Origin of the sequence: Olsenella sp. HMSC062G07, assembly GCF_001811895.1 — a bacterium.
Taxonomy (GTDB): domain Bacteria; phylum Actinomycetota; class Coriobacteriia; order Coriobacteriales; family Atopobiaceae; genus Olsenella_F; species Olsenella_F massiliensis.
Genome location: NZ_KV806951.1, coordinates 552637 through 572856 on the forward strand (window position 1 = coordinate 552637; position 20220 = coordinate 572856).

General features: G+C 66.9%; 14 protein-coding genes. 7 read left to right on the top strand and 7 right to left on the bottom strand.

Annotation, left to right across the window (positions count from 1 at the left end):
• Positions 1-5: 5 nt before the first annotated feature.
• A complete protein-coding gene (locus tag HMPREF2826_RS05690; RefSeq protein WP_246824704.1) occupies positions 6-1739 on the bottom strand; it encodes an AMP-binding protein in 1734 nt (577 codons plus the stop codon).
• A 316-nt stretch (positions 1740-2055) separates the two neighbouring features.
• Between HMPREF2826_RS05690 and HMPREF2826_RS05695 the strand changes: the two genes are divergently transcribed.
• A complete protein-coding gene (locus HMPREF2826_RS05695) occupies positions 2056-2790 on the top strand; it encodes a response regulator transcription factor (protein WP_070639998.1) in 735 nt (244 codons plus the stop codon).
• Positions 2777-4054, top strand: coding sequence for a sensor histidine kinase (locus HMPREF2826_RS05700; RefSeq protein ID WP_148138342.1), 1278 nt, complete (start codon positions 2777-2779; stop codon positions 4052-4054). The genes HMPREF2826_RS05695 and HMPREF2826_RS05700 overlap by 14 nt, the downstream gene beginning before the upstream one ends.
• Before the next feature lie 76 nt (positions 4055-4130).
• Here the strand turns inward: HMPREF2826_RS05700 and HMPREF2826_RS05705 are convergent, their stop codons facing one another.
• Both HMPREF2826_RS05705 and HMPREF2826_RS05710 read right to left on the bottom strand, forming a co-directional pair.
• Entirely contained in the window at positions 4131-5423 is a 1293-nt protein-coding gene (locus HMPREF2826_RS05705; protein WP_083307294.1) for an Nramp family divalent metal transporter, read from the bottom strand.
• Positions 5424-6409: 986 nt separating this feature from the next.
• Positions 6410-8281 carry a PTS mannitol transporter subunit IICBA gene (locus HMPREF2826_RS05710; protein ID WP_070640004.1) on the bottom strand — a complete coding sequence of 624 codons (1872 nt, stop codon included), beginning with the start codon at positions 8279-8281 and terminating at the stop codon, positions 6410-6412.
• Positions 8282-8627: 346 nt separating this feature from the next.
• Between HMPREF2826_RS05710 and pfkB the strand changes: the two genes are divergently transcribed.
• From pfkB to HMPREF2826_RS05725, 3 genes are all read left to right on the top strand, one after another.
• Entirely contained in the window at positions 8628-9557 is a 930-nt protein-coding gene (pfkB, locus tag HMPREF2826_RS05715; RefSeq protein ID WP_070640007.1) for a 1-phosphofructokinase, read from the top strand.
• A gap of 67 nt (positions 9558-9624) precedes the next feature.
• Positions 9625-10890 (top strand): zinc-binding dehydrogenase, encoded by a 1266-nt coding sequence (locus HMPREF2826_RS05720; protein ID WP_070641191.1) that lies wholly within the window; start codon positions 9625-9627, stop codon positions 10888-10890.
• A gap of 200 nt (positions 10891-11090) precedes the next feature.
• Complete coding sequence (locus tag HMPREF2826_RS05725; RefSeq protein ID WP_070641193.1) at positions 11091-11843, top strand: DeoR/GlpR family DNA-binding transcription regulator; 753 nt, start codon at positions 11091-11093, stop codon at positions 11841-11843.
• Positions 11844-11911: 68 nt separating this feature from the next.
• Here the strand turns inward: HMPREF2826_RS05725 and HMPREF2826_RS05730 are convergent, their stop codons facing one another.
• The 3 genes from HMPREF2826_RS05730 to HMPREF2826_RS05740 form a co-directional block, all read right to left on the bottom strand.
• The gene (locus HMPREF2826_RS05730; RefSeq protein WP_070640010.1) at positions 11912-12532 is read right to left on the bottom strand and encodes an NUDIX domain-containing protein; all 621 of its coding nucleotides are present in this window, start codon (positions 12530-12532) and stop codon (positions 11912-11914) included.
• A 120-nt stretch (positions 12533-12652) separates the two neighbouring features.
• A complete protein-coding gene (locus HMPREF2826_RS05735) occupies positions 12653-15292 on the bottom strand; it encodes a heavy metal translocating P-type ATPase (protein ID WP_148138343.1) in 2640 nt (879 codons plus the stop codon).
• 29 nt (positions 15293-15321) lie between these two features.
• The gene (locus HMPREF2826_RS05740) at positions 15322-15645 is read right to left on the bottom strand and encodes a metal-sensing transcriptional repressor (protein ID WP_070640016.1); all 324 of its coding nucleotides are present in this window, start codon (positions 15643-15645) and stop codon (positions 15322-15324) included.
• A 293-nt stretch (positions 15646-15938) separates the two neighbouring features.
• Between HMPREF2826_RS05740 and ligA the strand changes: the two genes are divergently transcribed.
• Positions 15939-18152 (top strand): NAD-dependent DNA ligase LigA, encoded by a 2214-nt coding sequence (gene ligA, locus HMPREF2826_RS05745; protein WP_083307295.1) that lies wholly within the window; start codon positions 15939-15941, stop codon positions 18150-18152.
• 106 nt (positions 18153-18258) lie between these two features.
• Here the strand turns inward: ligA and HMPREF2826_RS05750 are convergent, their stop codons facing one another.
• Positions 18259-19185: a zinc dependent phospholipase C family protein gene (locus HMPREF2826_RS05750; protein WP_070640019.1), complete on the bottom strand. Its 927-nt coding sequence runs from the start codon at positions 19183-19185 to the stop codon at positions 18259-18261.
• Between the two features lie 147 nt (positions 19186-19332).
• Here HMPREF2826_RS05750 and HMPREF2826_RS05755 point away from each other — a divergent pair, with 147 nt between their 5' ends.
• Positions 19333-19914 (top strand): manganese efflux pump MntP, encoded by a 582-nt coding sequence (locus tag HMPREF2826_RS05755; RefSeq protein WP_070640022.1) that lies wholly within the window; start codon positions 19333-19335, stop codon positions 19912-19914.
• Positions 19915-20220: the final 306 nt, after the last annotated feature.

A 20220-nucleotide genomic window follows, 5' to 3' on the forward strand; every position in this document is an offset into this window, starting at 1 on the left:
GCCTCTCAGCTCACCATCAGGAGCTTGCGGTCAATCTTGGCGTTGGCCGTGAGGGGCATGTGGTCGATGACCCTCACGGAGCGCGGCACCATGTATGACGGGATGCGCCGGCCGAGGCGCTCGCGAATGGCCTGCGGCGTGTCGGCCTGTCGGGGCGTCGCGTGGTCGAGGACCACGAAGGCGCGCAGCAGCGAGACGCGCCCCTTCCTGATGATGGGGACGACGACGGCAACCTTGATGCCGTCGAGGGAGGCCAGGTGGTTCTCCACGTCGCCAAGCTCCACGCGAAACCCGTTGACCTTCACGAGCGACCCCATGCGTCCCTCGTAGTGGAGCATGCCGTCCTCGTCCAGGTGGCCGAGGTCGCCCGTGCGGAAGCTGCGCACGCGCCGGCCGTCGGCAAGCATGGCCTCGCCAAAGGCGAAGGCGGTCTTGGCGGAGTCGTTGAAGTAGCCCTTGGCGACGGTGTCGCCCACGATGACGATCTCTCCCGTCTCTCCCGTGGCACAGGGCTCGCCAAGAGGGCCGTCGGGACCGTCCGTGCGCAGCACGCGCAGCTCCGTGCCGGGACGAGCGACGCCAACGGGCAGCGCGGCGTCAGACGAGAGCGTTCGCTCGTCAATCTCGCAATAGGTGACGGCGACGGTCGACTCGGTGGGACCGTAGGTGTTGGCCACGCGGGCTCCCGAAAAACGCCGAAGAAGGGCGTCTGCGGTGCGGTGCCGCAGGGTGTCGCCGCAGAAGAGGAAGAGCCCCAGATGGGGCAGGAGCTCACGTGAGAACGCCTTGTCCGCCAGGCAGAGGTCGGCGAAGGGCGGCGTGGACACCCACACGTGGGCGTCGGAGTCGGCAAGCTCCTCAAAGAGCCGGGCGTAGTCGCGTGCCGCATCGACAGAGAGCGCATAGAGGCAACCGCCGGTCGTGAGCGCGCCGACGAGCTCGTACACCGAGAGGTCAAAGGAGTAGCAGGCCTGGTCGATAAAGGTCTTTGACCCCTCGCGCACCACGGGAAACGCGTCCATCCACGCGGCAAAGTTGCCCACGTCCTCCGCCGACACCTCGATGCCCTTGGGCTTTCCGGTGGACCCCGAGGTGAAGATGACGTACTGGGTCTCGTCGCCCCAGACCCATCCGAGACGCTCGGCGTCCGACAGGAGAGGGGCCGAGGGACCCGCAGCCGTGCCGCCCGGCCCGCCCGCGTCTTCAAGACGGGGCGAGACGCGACAGGAGGAGACGTCCACGGTGACGGCTCCCGTGACGGCAGGCGCGTCGGGGGCCGTGACCACCATCAGGGGGAGTCGGCCCTCGGCGTTTCCGCAGGACAGCTGCGAGGCGACATCCTCGATGCGGCTGGCGGGCGTGGACACGTCCACGGGGACGTAAGCGTGGCCGCTCCGCAGGCAGGCGAGAAACGCCGCGACGGTGGTGGCAGACTTGGCGCCCAGCACGATCACGGGCAGGCGGTCGTCCCGCACGCCGGCAATGGCGTCGGCAATGACGCCGGACAGGTCCCAGAGCTCGGAGTAGCTCATGGCGGGCGTCCCAAAGCTGCGAAACGCCGGCGTGTCGGGGCGTGCCACGGCCGTCCACCACACGCTCTCGAGCAGCGTGTTCGTGCCGCCCCACAGCCCGGGGCACGGTGCGTGCGCGGCGACGGGAGTCGCGGTCGTGGTCGTGGCCATGGCCGTGGCCGGCGTTGCGGCGGCTGCGTCACGAGTCTTCATGGTCATGCTCGGCATGTCGATCCCTCCTTTGGCGGCGGCCTCAGGCCGCCTTGAGCGGGCGGGTACGTCGGCGGGTCGTGCGTCTGCCCCCGAGCGAAAGGCTATCCCGAGCGGGGGGGGCGTGATGGGACCCTCGCGCGTGGGGCCCTCACGCGTTGGGGCCACGGTACGGATGCTGCCTAAGGCGAACCTTTGGCGCTGGCTCGCGCCAAGGCGCCGATGACCGACGCGCTACGATGTCTTTAGCGAGACCTTCGGCAACGGAAGCAACGTGACGGGGGCAGGGCAGTGGGGAGTACGACGGTGTGGAGCAAGACGGCGGGGAGGCGCGATGCGACTGCTGCTCGCGGATGACGAGAGGGAGCTCTCGCAGGCCCTCGCGGCCATCATGGATCACGCGGGCTATGAGGTTGACGTGGCCCTCGACGGGGAGGATGCCCTCTACCAGCTTGACTGCAGGGGTTATGACCTGGTCATACTGGATATCATGATGCCCAAAGCGGACGGCTTGGCCGTGTTGCGCACCCTGCGCCAGCGCGGCGATGACGTGCCCGTGCTGCTGCTGACGGCACGGGCCGACATTGACGACCGGGTCCGCGGCCTGGACGCCGGTGCCAACGACTATCTGGTGAAACCCTTCTCGGCCAAGGAGCTGCTGGCGCGCATACGGGCGCTCACGCGGACGAGCCCCGGGTCTGTCAGGCCTCGACTGAGCTTTGGCGACCTGACGCTTGACGAGAGGAACTCCCAGCTGACGTGCGGCGACGCACACGTGTGCCTGACGGCCAACGAGCTGAAGGTCATGGTCCTGCTCCTTGCCCACGGAGACGGGCTGACAGGCATCGATCAGCTGCGCCGTGACGTCTGGGGTCTGCTGTCTGACACGGAGTCCAGCGCGCTGTGGGTGAACATCTCCAACCTGCGCAAGAAGGTTCGCAAGGTCGGCTCGAGGGTCAAGATCTCAGCGGAGCGTGGCCTGGGCTATCGCCTTGAGCTTGAAGGGTCCACGTCGACCGCGTCGCGGGGCAAAAAAGACGCCAGGGGAGTGCGCAGTGAGCGCGGGTAGGCTCGCAGCCCTGTTGAGGGGTCGTCCGGCGAGCGACGTACGCCGCATGCGTCGGGACATCACCCTGGTGGCGATGCTCGCGACGACAGTCGTGCTGGCGCTGGTGCTGCTTGGCGTGAACCTCATGAGCTGGCACAACATGTGCCGTAACGTGGATTTGGTCCTCAACCTCATCGAGGTGGCCGGAGGCGACCTGCGCGGCTACACCATAATGGGCTCCGGTGGGGACGAGGTGCCCGACATCACCGTGGAGGCGCTGCAGGAGATGCCCTATGACGCCCGCTACTTCACCGTCACGTTCTCGCCCGAGGGGGAGCAGCTTGACAGCGACCTCAGCAGCATCGCGTCGGTTGACGACGCGTCCGCGCACGCCATGGCCTCCGCCGCGCTAAAATCCGACGTGCCAAGCGGCATCATGGGAAGCTACCGCTTTAGACGAGTCCCCATGGCCGACGGGACCATGATCATCTTCCTGTACATCCAGGATGACCTCAAGTACTTCTATGACTTCCTGCAAGCCAGCGTCATCATGGGGCTCCTGGGCCTGGCCGCCTTTGCCGCCGTCATCGTGCCGTTCGCGCGCTCGGCGACCAAGCCGTTTGAGGAGGCCCGCGCCAGCCAGCGGCGTTTCGTGACCGACGCGAGCCATGAGCTGAGGACGCCCATCTCGATCATACGGTCGGCGACGGACGTGATCGAGATCGAGTCGGGCGAGAGCGACTGGACGCGCAGCATCCAGCATCAGGTGCAGCGTCTGGAGGAGCTCACCAACAAGCTGCTGACGCTGGCCAAGGCGGACGAGGGGGCAGGCGCCCTCTCCCTGGAAGACGTGGACGTCTCGGCCCTCTCGCTGAGCCTTGCCGAGGAGTTTGAGTCGGTGTCGCTGGCGTCCGGAAGGCCCCTCGTGTGCGACATCGCGCCTGACGTGCGCTGTCGGGCTGACGCGGGCATGCTCGCCCAGGTGGTCTCGATCCTTCTGGACAATGCGTTCAAGCACTCGCCCGAGGGCTCCGAGGTACGCTTTGCCGTGTGCGCCGCCGGCCAGGGACGCGCGCGAGTTCTGCTCTCGAACGAGGCGCCGGGCATGGCGCCGGGCTCGCATCCCGAGCTGTTCCGACGCTTCTTCAGGCTGGACGGGTCGCGTGCCTATCAGGGAGGGCACGGCATCGGGCTGGCCGTCGTGAAGGCCGCCGTCGATGCCCTGGGGGGCAAGGTCTGGGCATGCTGTGACGACGGGCGGATCACGTTTGGGCTCGAGGCCTAGCGCGCTCGCGTGTGGCCTGGGGGGCTGGCTCGTCTCCCTTTGGCTGCTCGCGTGCGACGGTGCGCCACGATGCGCCCTACACGTTGAGCAGCAGCATCACATTGAGGGCGATGACGATGGCCGCGATGGCCCACAGGACCAGCTTGAGGGAGGGTCCGTTGGCATAGCGTCCCATGACCCGATGCGACGAGGTGAGCCAGATGAGCAGCACTATCGTGACGGGCAGCTGTACGGACAGCAGCGCCTGCGACCAGACGAGCCCCTCAAAGGCGTCCCGCACGAAGAAGATGACGACAACCGCCAGCACGAAGGTGGCTATGACGCCGAGCGACGAGTGACGGTCGTGGATGTCGTACGGCTCGCCCGACATGCCTGCCGTGATGGTGCCCGCCGCCATGCCGGCGGTGACGGAAGAGCTGAGTCCCGCCATGAGCAGGGCCAGGGCAAAGATGAGGCTCGCCGCGGGGCCGACCATGGGAGCAAGCACCGACGCCGCCTGGGCGAGGTCGTCCACGAGGATGCCGTGCTGGAAGAATGTGGCGGCGGCAAGGATGACCATGGCGGAGTTGATGGCCCAGCCCACGATCATGGAGAACAGGGTGTCGGTGAACTCGTAGTCCATGCGCTCCCTGATGGCGTCGTCCCCCTTGGTCTCAAAGTGGCGACTTTGGATGATCTCGGAGTGCAAAAAGAGGTTGTGCGGCATAACGACGGCGCCCAGGACGCTCATGACGATGGGCATGGACCCGCCGGGCAGGGTGGGGACCACCCATCCGGCGGCGGCCGGCACCCAGCTCACCTTGACGAAGGCCAGCTCTATGAGGAACGAGATGCCGATGAGCGACACGAAGCCGATGATCCAGCGCTCGACGTGCTGGTAGGAGTTGGTCAGCAGCAGGGAGAGCGACGCAGCCCCCACGAGGACGGCGCCCAGGCGCAGGTCGAGACCAACGAGCATGTTGAGGGCGATGGCACCGCCCAGCACCTCAGCCATGGTGGTTGCCAGGGTCGCGAGCACGGCCGTGAGGAGCACGGGTCGCGAGACCCAGCGGGGGAGGTGGCGCGTCGCGGCCTCGCTCATGCACAGGCCGGTGGCGATGCCCAGGTGCGCGGCATTGTGCTGCAGGACGATGAGCATGACGGTGGATAGGGTAACCACCCAGAGCAGGGAGTAGCCAAACGCTGAGCCTGCGGCCATGTTGCTGGCCCAGTTGCCCGGGTCGATGAAGCCCACGGTCACGAGAAAGCCGGGGCCGATGAACTTGAGGATGTCAAGACCGCCTCGCTGTCCGCTGTGGTGGCTGCCAAAGATCTTGCGAAGGAGGCCGTCGGCGGGCGACGTGGCGCTGGGGTTGTCGGGGGATTGCATAGGTGCCTCTCGGATTGGGGGAGCCTTCCGGCTGGGGGGAGCCTTCCGGCCGGGGGTTGCAGGGGTTAGGGCATTTTGGGCCGGGATCTCCCGGGCCGGGGCCTCGTTTGGTCGGGCCTCATGCGCCTAGGATACTCCAGGCATTACGGATGAGCTCAGCGTGGTCGTATGGGACGCCTTAGCCAAAACACGACATACATTACAAAATGCGGCCAATTTCAGCGATATTTTGATATGTCCGTCGTGTTTTGGCTAACGAGAGGTGCGGACGCCGGGTTGTTATGTGCCCAGGTGCCCAGGGGACCGGGTGCCCAGAGGGCCGGGTGTATCAGCGTTCAGAATTTAATGACCAGAAGCGCTGCGTCCTGTCACTAATTTTGCGAATCCTGGGGAAACGCAAAATTAGTGACAGGACAGCCCCGTTTTGGTCACTGATAATCTCCTGGATTGTGGTCTCAGAGGTATTCTTCAGCCTGCCGAGTAGCGACCGTCGCCCAGAGGCAGCTTGCCAAGGGGCGGCTTGCCAAGGGGCAGTCCCCGGGTTGATTTCCGGCTCGCTTCCCGGACTGACTCCGGAGTCGTTCTCGGGTCGGTTTTCGCTGTCGTCTCCAGACTGCTGACGGGCTTGGTAGACATTTTGCGCCGCGCCGTTTCGCGCCGAAAAGTGCAACGTGGCAAGCAGCGCAAAGACGGGAGCGGCTCGTGGTCTTTCCACTGGCCGCTCCCGTATGGGGTACCGCAGAGTGCAAGGGTGCCCATCAGTTATTAGCTCTGGCGTGGTGCTTTCTTGCAGCGTAATGCTTTCTTGCAGCGTGGTGCTTTCTTGCCGCGCGACGCTTTCTTGCAGCGTGGCGCTTTCTTGCGGCGTGACGTTCGCTGGATCGGGACCGACCTGAGATCGATCCGGGACTGGTTCGGCGCCCAGTCCCGGAAGGACCACGCCCTGCGCCTTCGCCACCCCAGGGCCTTGCTGCCCTAGGGCCTTATTACCCCAGGACCTTGAGGAATGACGTCACGTCCGTGACGGTGCGGAGCTTGTCGGCACGCGTCTCGTCGGACAGCGCATCGGCGATCTTGGCGAGAACCTGCAGATGTTCGTCTCCCTTGCCGGCGATGCCAAAGAGCACGTAGGCCTTCTCGCCGTTGAAGTCAATGCCCTCAGGAAACTGCATCGCGACGACGCCCGTGGACTTGACGTGCCTCTTCGCCTCGTTGGTGCCGTGCGGGATGGCGACGCCGTTGCCGATGTAGACGCTCACCTCGCGGTCGCGCTCGACCATGGCGTCAACATAGGCCGCGTCCACGTAGCCGCGCTTGACGAGCATCGCCCCGCAGGCGCGGATGGCAGATTCCCTGTCGGTGGCGACGTTGCCAAGAGAGACGTCAGCGGCGCCGATGTTCCAGGCGGTCTTTCCGCCGGCGCCCTCGATGGCTGCCGACGCGGCGTTGGTGGCCGCGACGGCGGCGTGCTGCATCTGCACGTTGGTGGTGAGCTGGGTCTGCAGGGCGTCGAGCGCGGGGTCGTTCATAAAGTTGCCGATGACGACGAACTGCGCGGTCTGAGGGGCGGCCTTGCGAGCCCGCTCGGCGAGCATCTTCTGGCAGACGATGACGTCGGCGTCGGAGGGAATCTCGTCCACGGAGGCATGCTCGACCTTGATGTCGGGGCGGATCTCCTTGACGCGCCGGAAGAAGCGCGTCGCGCCCATGGCGGAAGACCCCATGCCGGCGTCGCAGGCAAAGACGATCTTCGAGACGGCGCTCGCCGCGCCTGCGGTGGGGTCAACGGCGGACCCTGCGTCGATGGTCCCCTGGCCGTCAACGTCATCGTCGGACCCGACGGCGACGTAGCTGCGGACAAAGGGTGCCGACACGAAGAAGGAGACCGCGGCGGCGAGGACGACGTCCACGAGGATGAGCAGGACCTGGCTCTTGGGCGACATGGAGATGAACGCGATGATGGAGCCGGGCGAGGCGGGACCGACGAGGCCGAGCCCAAAGATGACCGAGAACAGGATCGCGACGATGTTGCCGGCGATGGGGCCAATGATGACGCGAGGGTTCATGAGCACGTACGGGAAGTAGATCTCGTGGATGCCGCCCAGGAACTGGATGATGATGGCGCCCGGCGCGGACTGCTTCGTGTCCTTGTCACGGCAGAGCACGGCATAGGCAAGAAGCATGCCGACGCCAGGCCCGGGATTGGACTCCAGCATGAACATGATGGACTCGCCGACGGACTTGACCTGCTCGGTGCCGATGGGAACGAAGATGCCGTTACCGATGGCGTTGTTGAGGAAGAGCACCTTGGCGGGCTCGATGAAGATGGCGAGCAGGGGCATCAGGCCAAGGTTGACAAGGGCCTGGACGCCGGCCTGCAGCACGACGAGGATGGCGCCCATGAAGGGGCCGATGCCGAAGAAGCCGATGATGGCGAGGCCAAGGCCGATGAGGCCGAGCGAGAAGTTGTCGACGAGCATCTCAAGGCCCTCGGGCTTCCAGCCGTCAGCCCACTCGTCCCACTTCTTGATGATTAGGCCGGCCAAGGGCCCCATGAGCATGGCGCCCATGAGCATGGTGTAGTCGCTGCCCATGATGGCGCCGAACACGGCGATGCCGCCGATGACCCTGCCGCGGTTGCCGGCGACGGCGTAGCCGCCCTGGCCGGCGATGAGCACGGGGATGAAGTACTTGAGCATGGGCCCGACGACGGTCGCCAGCTGCTCGTTGGGTATCCAACCCGTCTCGATGAACAGGGCTGTCAAGAAGCCCCAGGCGATGAAGGCGCCGATGTTTGGCATGACCATGCCCGATAAGAACTTACCGAACCGTGCCACCTTCTCTCGTGCCGTTGCCATTGCGTTCCCCTTCCCTCTCTCCTACGGGTACCTGCTGTCACACTCGTTGAAAAAACAGTCGGCACAACATAACTGTTGTTGAATGCACAATATACTTTTTGGTTTCAACAAAACAAAACTGTACAGATGCAAGCGGTGAACGGTCGAAAAAACAGGTTAATCGGTAGTAAAGGCGATTATTTTACGAAATAATCAGCCTATATTGACAAGAGAGCTAACGTTATTACTATGAAGTTACTGTTGAAACAAAAGCTACGTGTTTCATCAGACGTCCCGTCATCGTATTAGGCTGCAAGCGCCCAGGGGGCAGGACCTTGGGCGCGGTCACGGAATCGGGGGGTTTAGCATGATTCGCACGGTTTGTCTCAATCCGGCCCTTGACAAGACGGTCCAGGTTGATGGGTTCGCCGTCGATGCGGTCAACCGCATCTCCGACGTCAGGATCGACGCCGGCGGCAAGGGCATCAACGTCTCCAAGGTCATCAAGGAACTGGGCGGCAGCTCCAAGGCCTACGCGCTGCTGGCGGGCTCCACGGGAAGCCGCATCGCAGACATGGTCGGCCAGCTTGGCATCGACCTCGTCCATGTCACGCCCAAGGGGGAGACGCGCACCAACCTCAAGGTGGTGGACAAGGCAAGGCATACCAACACGGACATTAACGAACCGGGCCCCCTGGTGACGTCCGAGGACCTTGAGGCCCTGCTTGACCTCCTCCTCGCCGACCTCGACGCCGGCGACGTCGTCGTCCTGGCGGGCAGCCTGCCCAAGGGTGCGCCCACCGACACCTACGCCCGCTGGATTCAGGCCATCTCAGAGGCGGGCGCCCAGGCCTTTCTCGACGCAGACGGGGAGGTCCTCGCGGCGGGCATCGCGGCGGGCCCGGCCCTCATCAAGCCCAACGACCATGAGCTCGCGGACCTCGTCGGCTGCGACCTTCCCGACACCGCCTCCATAGTGGCCGCGGCACATGAGCTCATGGACAAGGGCGCGCGGCGCGTCGTCGTCTCACTGGGGGGAGAGGGGGCGCTCTTCGTGACGCCCGAGCGCACCGTCAGGGCGCGCGCGCCCAAGGTGCCGGTGGGCTCGACCGTCGGCGCCGGGGACTCCGTCGTGGCGGCCGTCGCGGTGGCGCAGCAGGCGGGCCTCTCGATCGAGGAGACCGCGCGTCTGGGCGTGGCGACGGGCGCCGCCAACGTCATGCAGTCGGGAACCCAGGCGGCCCCCCGCTCGCTCGTGGACGACCTGGCCGGCAAGGTGACCGTAGAGGAGCTTTAGCGTGACGCGCGCCTCCCTGCGGCGCACGAGGACGTTCCAGTCAACGCACGTAAACGAAAGGGGCATCATGAAGGCCAAGGCAGCACGTCTCCACGCAGCATATGACATCAGGATCGACGAGTTCGAGCTTCCCCCGATCAAGGACGACGAGATGCTCGTGAAGGTGGTGACGGACTCCATCTGCATGTCAACGTACAAGATGGCGATCCTGGGTCCCGAGCACAAGCGCGTCCACGCCGACGTGGCCGAGCATCCCGCCATCACCGGCCACGAGTTTGCCGGCGACATCGTCGAGGTGGGCGCCAAGTATGCCGACACGTACAAGCCGGGCCAGAAGTTCACGATCCAGCCCGCCCTCAACTACAAGGGATCCATGGACTCTCCGGGCTACTCCTACGAGTTCTGCGGCGGCGATGCCACCTACTGCATCCTCCCGCAGGAGGTCTTTGCCACGGACTGCTTCCTCGTCTACGAGGGCGAGGCCTACTACCAGGCGTCTCTCGCCGAGCCCATGAGCTGCTCCATCGGCGCGTTCCATGCCGCCTATCACACCCGCATGGGTGTCTACACCCACGACATGGGCATCCGCGAGGGCGGCAGGCTCTGCATCAACGCGGGGGCCGGCCCCATGGGTCTCGGCGCCCTCACCTATGCGCTGCACTGCGACCGCAGGCCGGGCCTCGTGGTGGTGGCCGACATCAACCAGGAGCGCCTCGACCGCGCCGAGCGACTCTTCCCGCCCGAGGAGGTCCTGAGGGACGAGGGCATCGAGCTGCACTTTGTCAACACCGGCGTCGTGGACGACCCCGTGGCGACCCTGCGTGAGATCACGGGCGGGGAGGGCTACGATGACGTCCTGTGCTACGCTCCCGTCGCCGCCGTCGTCACCCAGTCGAGCCTCATCCTGGGCCGTGACGGCTGCCTCAACTTCTTTGCCGGCCCCACCGACAAGAACTTCCAGGCGCCTATCAACTTCTACGAGGTCCACTACGGCTCGCAGCACGTGATGGGCACCACGGGCGGCAACACGGCGGACGAGATCGAGTCTCTCGAGCTCACGGCGGCAGGTCGTATTGACCCCGCCGTCATGGTCACGCACGTGGGCGGCCTTGACGCGGCCCCCGAGACCACGCTCAACCTTCCCAAGATTCCCGGCGGCAAGAAGCTCATCTACACGCACATCGAGATGCCGCTCATAGCCCTGGACGACCTGCGCTCCAAGGCGGGGGAGGACGCCCGCTACGGTGAGCTCGCGGACATCGTTGACGCCCACAAGGGGCTGTGGAGCCCAAAGGCCGAGCGCTATCTGCTTGACAACTGGGTGCAAAAGTAGACGGGAGCGAAAGCGGGCACGGTCGAGGGCGTCAAAGCGGACCCTGACTGACGGCATGCCAACCAGGGTCTCCCAAGGTCACACAGGCGGCGAGCGTGCGAACGGCACGCTCGCCGTTTTTATGTGACGGCGCGTTCAAGGGCGGGTATGCTAGAGACGCTGTTGTTTCAAAAATGAGAGAGCGAGTAAATCATATGGACATGGCCGAGCGTAGGGATAAGATCGTCGACCTGGTGAACCGCGAGGGAAGCATCGTCTTTGCCCAGCTGAAGAAGGAGCTTCCCGACGTGAGCGAGATGACCTTGCGCACCGACCTCAAGGTCCTTGACCAGCAGCGCAGCATCATTCGCGTCTACGGGGGCGCGCGCTCCGTGGACTATGCGGTGGGCACGGACGACTTGCTTGCGCACCGCAAGGCGCGAAACGTCGCAAAGAAGAACGACATCGCGCTCAAGGCCATCGAGCTCGTCCGCCCGGACACCACGATCTTCATCGACTCCGGCACGACGACGACGGCGCTTGCCACGGCCCTGCCCAACCAGCGCCTGCTCGTGTTCACCAACTCGCTCACCGTCGCCATGGAGCTCGCCAACCTCGACCAGGTCACCACCTACGTGGTGGGAGGCGAGCTCAACCGGCAGTCCATGAGCGTCACGGGTGCCCGGGCGGTCAAGAACCTTGGCTCCCTCGCGTTTGACCAGCTCTTTCTGGGCGTGACAAGCTATGAGAACCGCGGCGGCTTCACCTGCGGCTCCGGTGACGAGGCCGTGTTCAAGGCGAGCTGCGTGGAACGGGCGGACGAGACGGTCGTGCTCATCGACTCGACGAAGGAGGGCAAGCGCAGCACCTTTCCCATCTGCGACATCACTGATGTGGACTGCGTCGTCTCGGACGGGGGACTCTCTCTTGACTTCGTGACGCGCTGCGAGGAGGCGGGCGTCGAGGTGCTCTAGGTCGTGCGCCTCATGTGCCGTTTGACCTCACGTGCCGCTTGGCAGGCGGGCTCGTGAGGTCCCGTCCTCTAGAGGCGACCGGCGTCGCGCAGCAGGAGCCAGGCGTCGGCCACGATGCGCGCGTGGTCAAAGGCGAGTCCCTCCTGCCGTAGCACCTGGGCGCGACGGCGCCCCGTGAGGGGCGCGCGGGTCTCGCGAACCTCCAAGGAGAGCCGCACGTCACCCGCGCTGAGCGCCAGCGTGACGACGTCTTCCCGGCGTCGGGCGTCAAGGCCAAACCAGACGGCGCGCTCGGCGTCGTCGCCCGCGCGCACGGTGACGTCCTCATCGACCCAGGCCACGAACGCGTACGAGACCACCCACCCGCGCGGGTCCCGACCGGGCGCGCTGTAGAGCGCGAGGGGCTCAAGGTCCAGATTCGCGACGCCCGTCTCCTCCGCAAGCTCGCGCGCGGCGCAGTGGTCGGCGGACTCGTCGGGGTTGCAGAAGCCGCCGGGGGTGGCCCACCTGCCCAGGCAGGGATGGCCGCCCCGCCGTATGAGGAGCAGGTGCGTGGCGCCTTGGGGCGTGCGCCTGAACACGCAGACGTCTGCCGTAAGGGAGGGGCGAGGGTAGTCCTTGGGCCGATAGCCGGCAAGAAACTCCACCTCGGTGAGTCCGTGCGCGTCTCGCGCCATCGCGTCGTCCATGGTGCCCCCATCCGCTCGCGCCTGCCGTCAGCCTCAGCTTAGCGCACGGGCACGCGACGTCCCGAGGTCGACGCTGCGCCCGGTTCGCCGCGTGCCATCCGCGCTTTCGAGCACGACCGCTCAGCGGATGCCCGTCACCGTGTAGCCGGCGGCCTCGACGGCCTTTTGCAGGCGCTCGTTTGAGACGAGCGGGCCGGCGTCGAGCGTGGCTTGTCCGTCTTCGAGGGACACGCGGACGTCCCTGACGTCCTTGAGGCCTTCCAGCGCCTCGGTCACGTGAGCCGCGCAGTGTGCGCACATCATGCCCTCAATGTTGATGGTCTTGGTCGTCATGTCGCTCGTTCCCTTCTTGATGGTCGCGGCGGGTTCCCGCCGTGAGCTTTCGTGGGCAAAGGAGGAAGAAAGATCGGGGGGCGTCGCCTCGCGGGCCACCGAGGGGTGCCACCCAAAGAGCCTGAGCGCGTTGGTCACCACGAACACGGACGAGAGCCCCATTGCGGCGGCGCCGACCATGGGACTGACCGTGACGCCCCATGGGGACAGGACGCCCATGGCCACGGGAATGCACGCGCAGTTGTAGAGCAGGGCCCAGAACAGGTTCTGACGAATGTCGCGCAGGGTGGCTCGGGAGAGCTCGATGGCGCTCGCGACGTCAGCGGGGTCGGAGCGCATGAGGACGATGTCGGCGCTGGAGATGGCAATGTCGGTCCCCGCCCCGACGGCCATGCCAACGTCCGCCCGGGCGAGGGCGGGGGCGTCGTTGATGCCGTCGCCCACCATGGCGACCCGGTGGCCACCCTCCTGAAGCGCACGAACGTGGCGCTCCTTGTCGGCGGGGAGCACGTCGGCAATGACCTCGTCGACGCCGACGGCGCGTCCGATGACCTCGGCCGCGCGCCTCTGGTCACCCGTCAGCAGAACGGTGCGTATCCTCTGACGACGCAGGCGCTCCACCGTGGGCCGCGCGCTGGGACGAAGGCGGTCGGCGACCGAGATGAGGCCCTGGACGACCCCGTCCTTGGCCACGAAGAGCGGCGTCTGCGCCTGGGCGGCGGCCCGCTGTGCCAGCTGACGAAGCTCTCCCAGCGAGACGCCCTCCTCGCCCATGAGACGCTCGTTGCCCACGACCACGACGCCCCCGTCCACCCGGGCGCGGACGCCCCCGCCCGCGACCTGCTCAAAGGAGCTGACATTGTCCGAGACCTGCACGCCGCGCTCGTCCACGCAGGCACAGATGGCCTCCGCGAGCGGATGCTCGCTTTTGCGCTCGAGGGCGCCGGCCAGGCGGAGCAGATCGTCCTCGGTGACGCTGGGCGCCACGTCAAGCGAGACGACGCGCGGCGCGCCCTCCGTGAGGGTGCCCGTCTTGTCAAAGACGACGGCATCAAGGGAGCCGGCGGCCTCGAGGGCCTCGGCGCTCTTGATGAGAATGCCGTAGCGCGCGCCGCGCTCGGTGCCCACCATGATGGCCGTGGGCGTCGCCAGCCCCAGGGCGCAGGGGCACGAGATGACGAGGACCGCGACCGCATGTTCGAAGGCGGCGGAGAGCCTGTCGGGACCGCCGATGACGCACCACGTGAGGAAGGTGAGGGCCGCAAGGCCGAGCACCATGGGCACGAAGACGCCGGCGACGCGGTCGGCCCTCCGCTCGATGGGCGCCTTGGAGCTCGTGGCCTCGTCCACAAGACGGATGATGGCGGCCAGGGTCGTGTCCGCGCCGACGGCGGTGACGTCCACGCCGATCCAGCCGCGCTGCAAGACGGTCGCCGCCGTCACGGGGCTGCCGGGCGCCTTCTCGACGGGTATAGGCTCGCCCGACAGGGCGGACTCGTCCACTGACGCGTTGCCCTGCGCGACGACGCCGTCGGCGGGCATGGACTCGCCGGCACGCACGACGACGCGGTCACCCACCCTGAGATCCTCGGCGCGCACCTGGGTCTCCCTGCCGTCCTTGAGCACGGTGGCTGTCTTGGGCGTAAGGTCCATGAGGGCGCTGATGGCGCTCGTGGTCTTGCCCTTGGCACGCGCCTCGAAGTACTTGCCCAGGGCGACGAGGGCCAAGATCATGCCGGCCGAGTCAAAGTACAGGAAGCGCATAAGGCCCATGACCTCCTCGGGCCGTCCCGACCCGTAGGCCCAGAGCATCTGCCCCAAGGTGACGAGGCTGTAGGCAAAGCTCGCGGACGATCCTATGGCTATGAGCGAGTCCATGTTGGGCGCCCCCTGCCGGAGGGACGAGAAGCCCCGCGAGAAGGTCCTGTGGTTCACCAGCAGGATGGGGGCGCTCAGCAGGAGCTGGACGAGGGCGCGCACTCCCAGCCCCTCCGGGGCTCCCAGTCGGAAGGGGAGCGGCCAGCCGAACATGGGGCCCATGGCGACGTAGAAGAGCGGGAGGGCAAAGACGGACGACCAGACGAGCTGACGGAGCCCGGCACGCGTGGCCTTGTTGGCGCTGATAGCGGGGTCGACGAAGGCTCCCGCCTCGGGGGAGGGCCGAGCGTCCTGCGAGCACGCCTGCGCGGGCGGGAGGGGCCCGCGCGGCGCGGCTCCGTAGCCCGCCTTGCCGACGGCGTCGATGACGGCCTGGACGGTGGCGGGGCTGCCGTCATACGCCACGTCCATCGAGTTTTTGAGCAGGTTGACGCGTGCGCTCGTGACGCCCGCGACCTGAGAGGCGACCTTCTGCACGCGCGCCTGGCAGGCGGCGCAGGTCATGCCCGTGACGTCAAAGGTCTCCCTGACGGGAGCGGTGCGTGCCATGGTGCGACCTCCCTTCGCCACGCCCGCCATCAGGCGCCGAACTTCCTGAGAAGCGTCATGACCTCGTCGATGACCGCGGTGTTGCCTTCCTGGATCTGCTCGACCACGCAGGTCTCGAGGTGATCCTTGAGCAGCATCCGGGACACGGCTCTGACGGCACTGTTGGCGGCCGCCAGCTGGGTGAGGACGTCTCCGCAGTAGCGGTCCTCCTCGATCATGGCCTTGACGCCCCCCAGCTGCCCGATGGCCCGGTTGAGACGGTTGACGGTCGTGCGCTTGAGCTCCTGCGACCGCGGCGTGTGCTTGTGGTCGCGGCCGGCGCAGGCGGGGTGGGCCTCGGTCTGGGCGTCCATGATATGCCTCCCACATCGAATGGTTCATATACCCAAGTAGGGTATGTCATGTCGTCAGTACTATACCCCTACGCGGTATATTTCAGACAAAGAGTTTCAGACAAAGAGAGAGACGTGGGCGTCATCCCTGGGGCGAGCGTCATCCTGCCGGGCGTCACGGCGTCGAACGTCATCGTGGCGCGACATCCCGTCGCGTCGGGCATCGATGAGCCAGGCGTGACCACGCCGTCGTCGCCGCGAGCCCATGGCATAATGACCCATGTGACCAGACGGCAACCGGAAGGCGGGGTTCCATGTCAGATGATGCGCAGCTGCCCTTGCGTGACGGGGAGGACGGCCCCCTGTCCACGGACGAGGTCCGGACGCCCGCGGCGCCCCGGCGCGACGCCGCCCCCGCCGTCCGTGCCGCCGAGCTCAACCGGATCCTGTCCCACGCCGCCTTCGCCTACTACGCCCTTGACGACCCCGAGATGTCGGACGCCGACTTTGACCGTCACCTCCAGGAGCTCAAGGCCCTCGAGGCGGCGCACCCCGAGCTCGTCTCGCCCGATAGCTACACCCAGCGCGTGGGCGGCTACGTGTCGGCGCAGTTCGAGCCCGTGCGCCACGCCAGGCGCATGTACTCCATCGACGACGCCATGGACCTCGGCGAGCTTGACGAGTGGCTCGCGCGCACGGACGAGGCCCTGGTCGCCACGGCCGAGCGCCCCGTGGCTTACACCTGCGAGCTCAAGATCGACGGCCTGGGCATCGCCCTCACGTATCGTGACGGCCAGCTGCTGCGCGCCGCCACCCGCGGCGACGGCACGACCGGCGAGAACGTGACGGCGAACGCGCTCACGATCAAGGACGTTCCCCGGGCGCTGGCGCGCGCGGGCCTTGGTGCCGTCGAAGGCGGCGGCCTGGGTTGGGAGGTCGAGGTCCGCGGCGAGGTCTACATGCCCAAGACGAGCTTCGTCCGACTCAACGAGCAGAATGACGCCGCCGGACGGCCGCCCTTTGCCAACCCCCGCAACGCCGCCGCCGGCAGCCTCAGGCAGAAGGAGGCCGGCATCACCAGGCTGCGCGACCTCAGGACCTTCATCTATGCCGTCGCCGACGAGGCGACCCTGTCCGTGCGCACGCAGTGGGACTTCCTCTCGTGGCTGCGCGCGTGCGGCTTCTCGGTAAACCCCCACGCCCGCCGCGTGGCAAGCTCCGCCGAGGTGCACGCCTTCTGCGAGCAGGCCCTCGCCCATCGCGAGGACCTTGACTACGACATCGACGGCGTCGTGGTCAAGGTAGACTCCTTTGCCGCCCAGCAGGCGCTGGGCTTTACGGCGCGGGCGCCGCGCTGGTCCGTCGCCTTCAAGTTTCCCCCGGAGGAGAGGCGCACCGTGCTGCGCGAGATTCGCGTGCAGGTTGGTCGCACCGGCGTGCTCACGCCCGTCGCCGAGTTTGACCCGGTGGTGGTCGCCGGCTCCACGATCGCGCGGGCGACGCTCCATAACATCGACGAGGTGCGCCGCAAGGACGTCCGCGAGGGCGACGTCATCGTGGTCCATAAGGCGGGCGACGTGATTCCCGAGGTCGTCGGTCCCGTCGTCGAGGGCGACGAGGCCCGGGCCCATGAGGCCAGGCCCCTGTGGGACATGCCGGACGCCTGTCCCGCCTGCGGGAGTCCCGTCGTGCGCGAGGAGGGCGAGGTGGCCGTTCGCTGCGTGTCGATCGACTGTCCCGCCCAGGCCGTCGAGCGGCTCATCCACTGGGGGAGCCGTCCTGCCATGGACATCGACGGGCTGGGGGAGGAGATCGTCTCTCGCATGGTCGAGCAGGGGCTTCTCACGGACGTGGCGGACTACTACGACCGCCTCGACGAGCCCACGCTCGCCGGCGTCGAGACGGGCCGCAGCTACGAGACGAGCTCCAAGGACCATCGCAAGGGCGACCCCATCCTCGTGGGAGCCACCATCGCCGGCAAGGTCATGACCGAGGTCGAGGCGTCCAAGCGCGCGGGCCTCGCAAAGGTCCTCTTCGGGCTGGGCATCCGCCATGTGGGAGCCAACGTCGCCGCGGCGCTCGCGGCGCGCTTTGGCTCCGTGCAGGCGCTCATGGCGGCGAGCGAGGATGACATCTCGCAGGTGGAGGGCATCGGTCCCAAGATCGCCGCCTCGGTGCGCGAGTTCTTCTCGCTCCCCAAGAACGTCGCCGTCGTGGAGCGCCTGCGGCAGGCGGGGGTGGTCCTTGAGGACGAGTCGTTCGGCAGGGGGCCTGAGCGCCCCCAGGCGCTGGCCGGCCTGACGTTCGTGCTCACGGGCGCGCTGGAGAGGCACAGTCGTGCGGAGGCAGGCGATCTGCTCAAGGCCCTGGGCGCCAAGGTGTCAGGGTCCGTCTCGAAGAGGACGAGCTTCGTGGTGGCGGGCGAGGCGGCGGGCTCCAAGCTCACGAAGGCCCGGCAGCTGGGCGTGCCGGTGCTCGACGAGGCCGCTCTTGAGCGCATCCTGTCAACGGGCGAGGCTCCTCGCTAGGCACAAGGCGCCTCGCCAGGCAGGGGCCGTGCGGTCTCGGGCGTGGCCGACACGCCCGCCGTGCCAGCGCGGCGTCGGGTGCGCCGACCCGAGCACGCCGGCAGCCCTAGCCCATCAGCTCGCCGTTGTAGTTGCGCTGACGCAGGCGCGCCCCGAGGGCGTCGGCGTCACTTCGCACGTACGCCTCGGAAAGGCCGCCCCACGCGTCAAGGGCCTCCTGAAAGAGGTCGGGAAAGCTCCTGGTGCTGACCTCGCCCGTGGTAGGGTCGGCCCAAGGGCGCCTGGCCAGGTTTGCCGCAGGGCAGTCGTCGTCCCTCGCGGGGGCGTGCGCCAGGGCGTCGAGCAGCGAGAAGCGTCTGCCCGCGCGCTCGAGCGCCGTGAGCGCGCGAGAGCGGGGCGAGCCCGCCGGCTCGATGGCGGCGTACACGAACTCGCAGTCATCCACGCAGCGGGCATACTCGCTGGCGCTGAGCTCGATGCCAAAGACCTCGAGCGCCGTCTGCGAGAGAAGCGCGCTCGCCACCTGGCCTATCTGCCTCGTTCGGGCGAGCATGCCCGCCGCGGTCGCCTCGGCGACGGCGCGTCCGCGCAGCTCCCTGAGCATCCAGACGTCGATGTCGCTCTCGATGAGGGCATGGACCTGCCCGTGGGCGTCCTCGAGCCCCACGCCCGCGCCGCAGATGGCGTTCTCCTGGGCGTAGACGAAGGGATGGGCGGTGCTGTCGAGCAGATAGTGGGCCAAAAGGCCAAGCACGAAGGCGCGTCCCACGCAGGTGTCGGCGGCGCGGAGATGCCCGACTCCCTCCCGCAGGCTCGAGAAGGCCTCAAAGACCTGCCCCTCGTGCATGCGGTTGCCAAGCTCATGGCAGGAGGCGACCGTGGGAGGCAGTGCCCTGATTCGGAAGAAGAAGGGGTCGGGACCTTGGTTTCCCAGGAGGAAGGCGAGCTTCTCCCCCTCGGTGGAGAGGAGCTGGGCGGGCAGGAGGAGGGAGGCCTCCTCCCCAAAGAGGTGATGGGTGATGATGGCGGGCATGCGGACCTCGATTCAAAGGGACGGCAGGTCTAGGGTAGTCGATTTCTGCTTGTTGGTGGCGTGCGCCAGCCGTCCGCTCGTCTCGGGTACCATGGTCTGGCTGTCTTGCGGCCGCATCCGTGGCACCATATCGACCTTGGAAGGGACATGAGTCCTGCTGACATCGTCGTTCTTGGCCTGGCGCTCTCTGCCGACGCCTTCGCCGTCACCGTCTCGAACTCCTTCGCGTACGCCCACGAGAGCCGGCGGCGGCTTATGCTGATGCCCCTCTTCTTTGGCGCGTTTGAGGCGCTCATGCCCCTGGGAGGCTACCTGCTGGGGGGCATGGCCGCCGAGCTCATCGAGAGGTACTCCGGCGTCGTGACGCTCGTCATCCTCCTGGTCATCGGCGGCAACATGATCAAAGAGGGGACGCAGGCGCTGCGCAGCGAAACCGAGTGCCCCAACGGCCTCAACGAGGACGGCTCGGTGCGGCACCTCTCGCTGGCCCAGCTCACGTTCCAAGCCGTCGCCACCGCGATCGACGCCTTTGCCGTGGGCATCTCGCTGCGCGCGCAGGTCGTGAGCCTGCCCGTTGCGGTGAGCGTCATCGGCCTCACCACGTTCGCCTGCTGCGTCGTCACCCTCGTCATCGGGAGGCGACTCGGCTGCCTCCTGGGAGAGCGCGCCGAGGTGACGGGCGGCATCGTCCTCGTCCTTATCGGCGTGAGGGCCTTCGTGGGGCTGTAGCGGGGCGTCCCGTCTCAACGTGTACGTTTGGACGGGACTTGATAATCGAATCCTGGATAGACGCAGAAGCTAGCCTTCGCAACGCACACTTTGGCCGGGGGGCGCCGAGCATCCCCGGCATCCACCCGAGAAAACCGCTGACGGGCGCAGGCCGCCAAGGGGCCCTCAGACCCAGAACAGCATCCTGTTGTAGCTGGGCACGGGCCACCAGTCGTGGCCGCAGACCTTCTCCATGGCGTCGACGGAGGCGCGCAGGCGCCTCATGACGGGCATGACCTCGTCGTGGTAGTAGAGGTCCTGCTCCGC